Annotated in this window: 2 protein-coding genes; both read right to left on the bottom strand. The window is 57.8% G+C overall.

Going from position 1 to position 9,671, the window contains the following annotated elements; genetic code table 11:
• A partial coding sequence (locus tag AC1DXO_RS11620) for a beta strand repeat-containing protein (protein ID WP_476978305.1) occupies window positions 1-3,888 on the bottom strand: 3,888 nt, incomplete at its 3' end.
• A gap of 120 nt (window positions 3,889-4,008) precedes the next feature.
• Window positions 4,009-9,396, bottom strand: a complete 5,388-nt coding sequence (locus AC1DXO_RS11615) for a hypothetical protein (RefSeq protein WP_476978312.1) — start codon at window positions 9,394-9,396, stop codon at window positions 4,009-4,011.
• Window positions 9,397-9,671 lie beyond the last annotated feature (275 nt).

Raw genomic sequence — 9,671 nt, 5'->3', positions numbered from 1 at the left:
GTTCCCGGCGCCACCAAACATCTTGTCGATGCCCGAAAGGCCGTTCAGAACGTTGTTGCCCGAATTGCCGATCAGCGTGTTGGCCAGCGCATTACCGGTTGCATTGATATCGGTCGTGCCGGTCAGCGTGATGTTTTCGACATACTGACCGCCCAGAGCGTAGGAGAAACCGACGATGACGCCGTCAATTCCCTGGCCGACCGCTTCGCGGATGACATCGCCGGCATTGTCGATCGTATAAAAGTCATTKCCCAGGCCGCCGGCCATAGTGTCGGCGCCAGCGCCGCCATCGAGTCGATTGTTACCTTCGTTGCCGATGAGAATATTGTCGAGCGCATTGCCAGTACCGGCGATATTGAGCGTCCCCGTCAGGGTCAGCCGCTCGACATTGTCGCCCAGCGTATAACGCACTGACGACTTCACAGTATCCGTGCCATGTCCGGCCAGTTCAATCACCACATCGCCGATTTCATCGACGATATAGGTATCGGCGCCGACACCGCCGGTCATGGTATCCGCCCCGGCTGCGCCATCAAGCCAGTCGTTGCCACCCAGGCCCGTCAGGTGATTGGCAGCGCCGTTGCCTGTAATGACATTGGCGAGCCCATTGCCCATCCCATCAATTGCAGCGGCGCCTGACAGGGTCAGGTTTTCGACATTATTACCCAGGGAATAGCTGAATGAGGCAGACACCATGTCCACTCCCTGTGCGGCTTGTTCGACGACCTGATCACCCAGATCGTCGACAATGAAGGTGTCGTTACCCGCGCCGCCGGTCATTGTGTCATTGCCGGCACCGCCGATCAGACGGTCATTGCCGTCAAGACCGGTCAGGTAATTGCCAAGGGCGTTGCCGGTGAGGACGTTATCAAGCTGATTGCCGGTCGCGTTGACTGCCCAGTCACCGCTGAAGGTCAAGTTTTCGAGATTCTCGCCCAATGTGAAGTCGTACTGGCTTATGACCGTATCCGTACCTTCACCAACTGCTTCTATAATCTGCCCCCCGCCAAGATAGACGTCATCGCCGGCACCCCCATAAACAAGGAAGCTATAGGGCGTCCCCCGCGCATCAAGCGTATCATTACCTTCGCCGCCGTACAGGTTGCCGGTGTAGTAGCCGGAGACAAGACTGTCGTTCCCGCCCATGCCGAAGATGGGGTCAAAATTACCGTCGCTTCCGCCACCACCCGTTATGGTGTCGTTATATTCACTGCCCTCGGTCCAGCCGAGGTTACTGATATTCTGGATAGTGCCGCCGCCGATTACCTGACTGGTCAGGTTCATGTCGAAGATGATCCCCGACGACGCGCCCTGGAAGCTGATCAGCAACAGATTGCCGTAGTCACCGCCATCGACATTGTCACCGTAGCCTGCCGATAGCACGTCATAGCCGCTGCCACCGATAAGCGTATCGACCTCTGTCCCGTGGTCAAGCGCCGGCGCGGTGTACGGATTATTGTAATAGGGGCGGTTGTAATAGCCCGTCGCCACGTCCGAATAAAGCACGTCGCTACCGGCCCCACCATCAAGGGTATCCGAACCAGCACCGCCATCCAGCGTGTCGTTACCGCCCTTGCCGCCCAGTTGGTCGTTACCGCCATTGCCCTGCGCCGTGTTATTGACCAAATTGCCGGCGTAGGTGTCATCGCCCTCACCACCGACAAAATCGTTCGGGACCGGCCCGGCGGGGGAAAGCAGGTCGTCGAGTCCGACGGTACCATCCGAGAATGTCAACGCCTCGATCGTGTGATCGATCGTGTCGGTCCCGTCCGGTGAATCGCCGCGCAGATCGACGATCGTTACCAGGTGGGTGTCGGCGTCTTCGGTGACCTGGTAGTCGGCCAGCGCGCCGCTATAGACCGCAACATCGCCAAACGGATCGGCATTGTCGCCACCGGTAATCGTGTCATTGCCGGAACCGCCATTCAACAAATCATTGCCAGCGCCACCGCGCAGAATGTCGTTACCGGCGTCGCCGTACAGCGTCTGGCCAGAATCGCCGGCCGTGATGTCGTCATCACCGCCATCACCGTGAGCTGTTCCGCCATACCCCATGGCAAGCGTGTCATTACCGGCGCCGCCATTAACCTGACCATAGCCGTACAGGAGGTCATCGCCGTCACCGCCATCGGCAGCACCGCCACCTGAATAGAGCGTGTCATTGCCCGCCTCGCCGAAAATGGGGAAACCATAAGCGGCCCAGCGTGCGTCAAGCGTATCATCTCCGTCGCCGCCATAAAGGTTGCCGGTGTAATAGCCGGAAACGAGACTATCGTTGCCGCCCATGCCGAAAAGTGGGTCAAAATTTCCGCCACTGCCGCCGCCATCGGTAATGGTATCGTTATATTCGCTGCCCTCGATCCAAACGATGTTTTCGACGTTCTCGATAGTACCACCACCAATGACCTGACTGGACAGGTTTATGTCGAAAACCACACCGGTCGAGGCACCCTGGAAGCTGATCAGCAGCAGGTCATCTCCGTCACCGCCATCGACATTGTCGCCGAAGCCTGCCGATATCAGGTCGCCACCGTCACCGCCGATAAGCGTGTCGACGGCGGTCCCTTGGTCAAGCGCCGGCGGTGTGTACGAATAACTGTAATAGGGCCGGTTGTAATAGCCTGTCGCCTCGTCCGAATAAAGCACGTCGCTACCGGCCCCACCATCCAGCGAATCCGATCCGGCATCACCTTCCAGCGTGTCGTTGCCGGCCTTGCCCCCTAGCGTGTCGTCACCGTCATTGCCCACGGCTGTATTGTTACGTTCATTGCCACCATAGCTGTCGTCGCTGCCGTCGCCGACGAAGTCGTTGGGAACAGGAACAACGCCTGAAATCACGTCGGCAAGCGTCATTGTGCTGTCGGCGAACTGGACCAATTCAAGGGTATGGTCGAGGGTATCGGTGCCGTCGGGCGACCCGCCACGCAGGTCGACTATGGTCACCAGATGCGTCCCTGCGTCCTCGCTCACCAGATAGTCGGCCCGGTTGCCGCTATAGATGGCTGTGTCGCCGGTCGTTTCTCCGTCGCCATTATCGGCCCCGCCGGTGATTGTGTCATTGCCGGCGCCACCGTAAATATGATTGTCGCCGTCATTGCCTATTAAGACGTTGTTGAGTTCGTTGCCCGTGGCATCGGCCGCGTAAAACCCCGTCAGGGTCAGGTTTTCGACATTTGCGCCTAAGCTCGAAGTGTACTGGCTTATGACTGTATCCATACCTTCGCCGGCGTCTTCCATGATCTGGCCGCCTAGATAGATGTCATCGCCAGCGCCGCCGGAGAGGATGAAACCATAGCCGGAACCACGCCCATCGAGCGTGTCATTGCCTTGACCACCATAGAGGTTGCCCGTGTAGTAACCGGAAACCAGACTGTCGTTTCCCCCCATGCCGAAGATGGGGTCAAAATTACCGTCGCTGCCGCCGCCACCCGTTATGGTGTCGTTATATTCACTGCCCTCGGTCCAGCCAAGGCTGCTGACATTCTGGATTGTGCCACCGCCGATAACCTGGCTGGTCAGGTTCATATCGAAGATGATGCCGGACGACGCGCCCTGGAAGCTGATCAGCAACAGATTACTGTAGTCACCGCCATCGACATTGTCACCGTAGCCTGCCGACAGCACGTCATAGCCGCCGCCCCCGATAAGCGTATCGACTTGGGTCCCATGGTCAAGCGCTGGAGCTGTGTAAGGATTATTGTAATAGGGCCGGTTGTAATAGCCCGTGGCCACGTCCGAATAAAGTACGTCGTTGTCCGCGCCACCATCCAGGGTGTCTGCGCCGCCGCCGCCGTTCAGCGTATCGAAGCCGTCATTACCACTGGCACTGTCGTTGCCAGCACCGCCATCAAACGTGTCGTTGCCCGTACCACCGGTGAAGTTCGTCATTGTGATATTTCCCCTCATTTGGCCTTGTGATTCGACATCCGCGTCGATAGGCCCTTTCAATTTGATGCCAAATGTTTGTGTCAAGCACAAGTCATTGTCAGCCTAAAGTTTCGGACTGCCTTACCAGATGATATGGCTAGTCACATCGGCGACAGCCGCGTGCTGCACGGTGATGATATTACCTCCGCCCAGGTCGATAACCGTATCGGCGCCCGTCTGGACAATCGTGATACCGCCGCCATAGGCGATCTTGTTGCTGTAGGTACGCAGGTGGATTCTATCGCCTTCGACCGCACTAAAGTCGCTGACCAAGTCAAGGCCGGATCCGGCCAGGAAGATAAAGGTGTCGGCGCTGTGGCCACCGGTCAGCGTATCATTGCCGGCACCGCCGTTGATACGGTTGCTGCCATCATTCCCTGTAATATGGTTAGTAAGAGCATTGCCGCCGGCACTGAGATCGCCCGTTCCTATCAGAAACAGGTCTTCGACCTCGCTGCCCAGGCCGTAGCTGACAGACGCGTAGACGGCGTCCCAGCCTGCGCCGGCCAGCTCTCCGACCCGGTCGCCGCTGCTGTCGATATAGTAGCTGTCGTTGCCCGCCCCGCCATTCATCGTGTCTGCGCCGACGCCACCGTCAAGGGTGTTATTACCACCGTTGCCAGAAAGCCTGTTCGACAGGTCATTGCCCCAGGCACCCAAACTATCGCTGCCGGTCAGGGTCACGTTTTCGATATGGGCACTCAGGTAGACGTCCACAGTCGAAATGACCAGATCGACACCTGTACCGGAATCCGTTGCGATATCGCCGGAATTGTCGAGATAATAGGTATCGTTGCCGTTGCCACCTTCCATCGTATCGCCGCCAAGACCGCCGATGATGCGGTTATCGCCTGCGTTACCGGTCAGGCTGTTGGCGAATTCATTGCCCGTGGCGCTGTTATTGCCCGTTCCCGTCAGAATAAGGCTTTCGATTTCCTGCCCGGCCGCCAGACTGAAAGAGGTGCTGGCATAGGCGGTATCGACGCCCTGACCGGCAAGTTCGCGAATGTAGTCACCAGCTTTGACCCAGTAGGTATCGTTGCCCATGCCACCGAACAGTCCGTCTTTGCCAAGACCACCGATCAGTCTGTCATTGCCGCCGAAGCCGCGCAGGATATTGTCGTGATCGTTGCCGGTCAGGACGTTGTCGACTGCAGTGCCGGAACCGAGCAGGGCCGCCCCGGTCAGGGTCAGGTTTTCGAAGCCGCCGCTGAGGACGTAATTGGCATTCGCGATTACGGCATCCGTGCCTTCGCCCGGCAGTTCGATGAGAACATCACCATCGCTCCACACATAGGTGTCGTTACCGGAACCGCCAGTCATCGTGTCGTTGCCGGTGCCGCCGTCCAGTCGGTCATTGCCGCCAAGGCCAGACAGGTGATTGGCCTTGGCGTTGCCCGAAATGATGTTGTCCAATTGATTGCCTGTCCCGTCGGTGACAGCAGTTCCGGCGAGTGCCAGTCTTTCAAGATTGTCGCCCAGAGTATAGCTGATATAGCTGTAAATCAGGTCGGTACCTTCGCCGGACTGCTCAACAACCGCGTCACCGACCGCATCGATAAAGAAGGTGTCATTTCCCGTGCCACCGATCATGGTGTCATTGCCGATTCCGCCGACCAGACGGTCATTGCCGTCAAGACCGGTCAACAAATTGTTCAATCCATTGCCGGTAATAAGATTGCCGAACTGATTGCCTGTTGCATCCGTGGCGTAACTACCCGTGAGCGTAAGATCCTCAAAATTGTCGCCCAGGGTATAGCTGACATAGCTGTAGATCAGGTCGGTACCTTCGCCGGACTGTTCAACAACCGCGTCACCGACCGCATCGATAAAGAAGGTGTCATTTCCCGTGCCACCAATCAGGGTGTCATTGCCGATTCCGCCGACCAGCCGGTCATTGCCGTCAAGGCCTGACAGCCAATTGTCCAGACCGTTCCCCGTGATAAGATTAGCCAGTTGGTTGCCCGTCGCATGCGTGGCCGAAGCGCCTTTCAGTGTCAGGTTCTCGAAATTGTCGCTCAGTGTGAAGTTGTTCTCGCTTATTACCGTGTCCGTGCCTTCGTCCTCGGCTTCAATCATGTAGCCGCCGCCAAGATAAACATCATTGCCAGCGCCACCGTAAAGCATGAGGCCATAGCCGTAGCCAGCCCCTCGCCCATCAAGCGTATCATTGCCTTCGCCGCCGTAGACGTTGCCGGTGTAGTCGCCGGCAACGAGACTATCATTGCCACCCATGCCGAAGATGGGGCCGAAGTCGGCATAAGGACTGCCATTTCCATCCGTGATGGTGTCGTTATATTCGCTGCCCTCGATCCACTCTGCACTCTCGATATTTTGGATAGTGCCACCGCCGATGACTTGGCTCGACAAGGACAGGTCGAATTTTACACCGATCGAAGCGCCCTGGAAGCTGATCAGCAACCTATCGCTACCGGACCCTCCATCGACACTGTCGCCATAGCCCGCCGACAGGATGTCGTCGCCAGCGCCGCCGGTCAGCGCGTCGACATCGCTGCCGCGATCAAGCACCGGCGTGGTGTAGGGATTGCCGTACCAGGGCCGGAAAAAATAGCCCGTGGGCGCGTCCGAAGAGAGGATGTCGTTACCTGTGCCGCCATCCAGGGTATCCGCGCCGCCATCGCCTTGAATCGTGTCACTGCCGGCCCTGCCGACCAGCACGTCGTCACCGCCATTGCCCACGGCCGTATTATTGTTCAGGTTTCCGACGTAGCTGTCGTTACCGCCATTACCGTAAAAATTATCGGGTGCCGGGACAACACCCGCAAGCGCGTCGGCCAGTGTCATGGTGCCGTCGGCGAACCGCACAAGTTCTATGGTGTGATCAAGTGTATCGCTGCCATCGGGCGAACCGCCGCGCAGGTCGATCAAGGTAACCAGATGCGTATCGACGTCTTCACGCACCTGGTAGTCGGCCCGGTTGCCGCTGTAGATGACCGTGTCGCCAGTCGTTTCTCCATCGCCATTATCGGCACCGCCGGTGATCGTGTCATTGCCGTCGCCACCGTCCAGCACGTCATTGCCGTTGCCGCCCGTCAGGCTGTCAAAACCTTCACCACCATAAATAACGGCGCCGCCATAAAGGGAATAGCCTGTGACGAACGTGTCGTCGCCTGCGCCGCCATCGGCGCCCCTGGTGACATAGAAGAGGTCATTGCCGTCGTTACCGTACGCATTGCTCACCGCATAGAAAGTATCATTGCCGGCGCCACCCAAAGCATAGTGGCCGGATTGGCTCAGTCGAGTGTCAATAACGTCATTACCGTCCCCGCCACGAATATCACCGGTCATATAGCCCCCGACAATACTGTCGTCACCTCCCATACCGAATATCGTACTGGAAAGATTATAGGGCTCGTAAAGCATATCCGTGATCGTGTCGTTGTGTTCACTTCCTTCGATCCATCCAGCACTTTCGATATTTTGGATCGTCCCGCCCCCAATCACCTGGCTGGCCAGTTTAAGGTCGAAGTTCACGCCGGCTGATGAGCCCTGAAAACTGATGAACAGAGTGTCACTGCCGTCACCTCCGTCGACATTGTCGCCAAAGCCGGCGGAAAGGGTATCGTCACCGTCGCTGCCCGTCAGGGCGTCCACTTGATTGCCCCGATCAAGCGACGGGATTATAAAATAGCCTTCATAATAAGGGGTAATATAGTAGCCCACGGGTGCGTCCGAATAGAGGGCATCGTTACCCGCTCCGCCGTCCAGACTGTCCGCGCCGCTATCGCCTTCGATTGTGTCATTGCCGGTCTTGCCGCCCAGCACATCGTCGCCACCGTTACCCACAGCCGTATTATCGTACCGATTCCCGGCATAGCCATCGTTACCGCCGTCTCCGACAAAGTTGTCGGGAACCGGACCGGTGCCAGAAAGCAGGTCGTCCAGCGCGAAGGTGCCGTCGGAGAACCTAAGGGATTCGATCGTGTTGTCCAGCGTATCGATACCGTCGGGCGCGCCGCCACGCAGGTCGGAAACCGTGATCAGATGTGTACCGGCATCTTCGCTTACCTGGTAGTCGGTCCTGGCGCCGCTATAGACGGCGACATCGCCCGTCGGATCGGAACTGTTCCTATCACCGGTGATGACATCATTGCCGGCACCACCTTCCAGTACATCCGTGTTCACGCTGCCGATCAGGGTGTCGTCCCCGCCGTCACCATCGAAGTAGGCGGACAACGCGGTCGAGCCGTCGATCCGGTCGTCGCCGTCATCGCCGTGCGCGGCTCCGCTTATGGGGGACCCGACCATGTATATGGTGTCGTTGCCGGCGCCACCAAACACCGTGTCTTGAGCGTGGATCACGTCGTCGCCAGCGCCCCCATCGGCTGCGGCAAACGTATTGGCGCTGGTATAGAGCGTATCATTGCCGTCGCCACCGTCCACGCGCTGCAGATACTGCGAATTCCGCCCATCAACAACATCGTCGCCGTTCCCGCCATAGAGGTTGCTGGTATAGTAGGCAGCGTAGAGCTGATCATTACCGCCCATGCCGAAGATTACAGCTTTGCCACCATAGTAGCTTCGCGAGCCATCCGTAATGACGTCGGCATATTCGCTGCCCTCAATCCAATCGGCGTTTTCGATGTTGGTGATCGTGCTGCCGCCGATCGCCTGACTTTCCAGTGTCATGTCGAACGTTACGCCGCTCGATGCCCCCTGGAAGCTGATAAACAGCGTATCAAAGCCCTCGCCGCCATCGACTTTGTCGCCGTAACCCGCGGAAATCTGGTCGTTGCCGCTTCCGCCGTTGAGCGTGTCAATTTCGGCAACACGATCGAGCCTGGGCGCCACGTAGATATTGTTGTAGTAAGGCGGGGACCAGTTGCCTAAAGACCCGTTCGAATAAAGCGTGTCCTCTCCCCGTCCACCAACCAGAAGATCAGACCCCGCGTCGCCCTCAAGTACGTCGGAGCCGCCATTGCCGTTAAGCGTATCGTTGCCTCCGTTGCCCTTCGCCTTGTTATCGTCTTCATTGCCAATGAACGTGTCAGGTCGTCCACTACCGACAAGATTGGTCACGCCAAGCCCAATTCCAGCGACCACGTTCTTGATCAGATAGATTCCGTCCGAAAATTTCAACAGCTCAACGGAGAGATCGAGTGTATCCGTGCCATCAGGCGAACCGGCGCGCAGATCCTTCAACGTTATCAGGTGCGTTTCCGGGTCTTCGGTGGCCTTGTAGTCCGTACTCTTGCCGCTGTAGATCGCCATATCGGCATAGACACTCCCCAGGGAGGCGGTGGTGCTGGTATCGGGCCCGCCGATGATGCGGTCATTGCCGGCGCCGCCATTCAACACATCGTTGCCGGCCCCGCCGTGCAAAGTGTCGTCGCCGCCGTCGCCATAGAGTGGATCGCTTGCGGGATAATTGTAGGGGGTCACCGCGGCGTTGATGTCGTCATCGCCGTCGTCACCATGGACAAAGTCGCTGTTGTAGTAGGTGGTCATCATGATCGTGTCATTGCCGGCGCCACCAAAGGTCCTGCCGTAGCCGTAGATAACATCGTTGCCATCATCACCATACGCGTACGTGGTCGTACTGGTGCTCGCATAAAGCGTATCATCACCTGCACCGCCAAAGACGCGATTCAGATACTGGGACCCCCGTCCATCGACCAGATCATTGCCATCGCCACCGTAAAGACTGCCGGTGGAATAGCCGGCAATCAGATGGTCGTTTCCACCCATGCCGTAGATGACATTGAAGATGGCGCCATACGTAC

Source organism: Asticcacaulis sp. P2_C5 (assembly GCF_056404555.1).
Note: the sequence above shows the minus strand (reverse complement) of the source record. Positions and strands in the feature narration are given on the sequence as shown.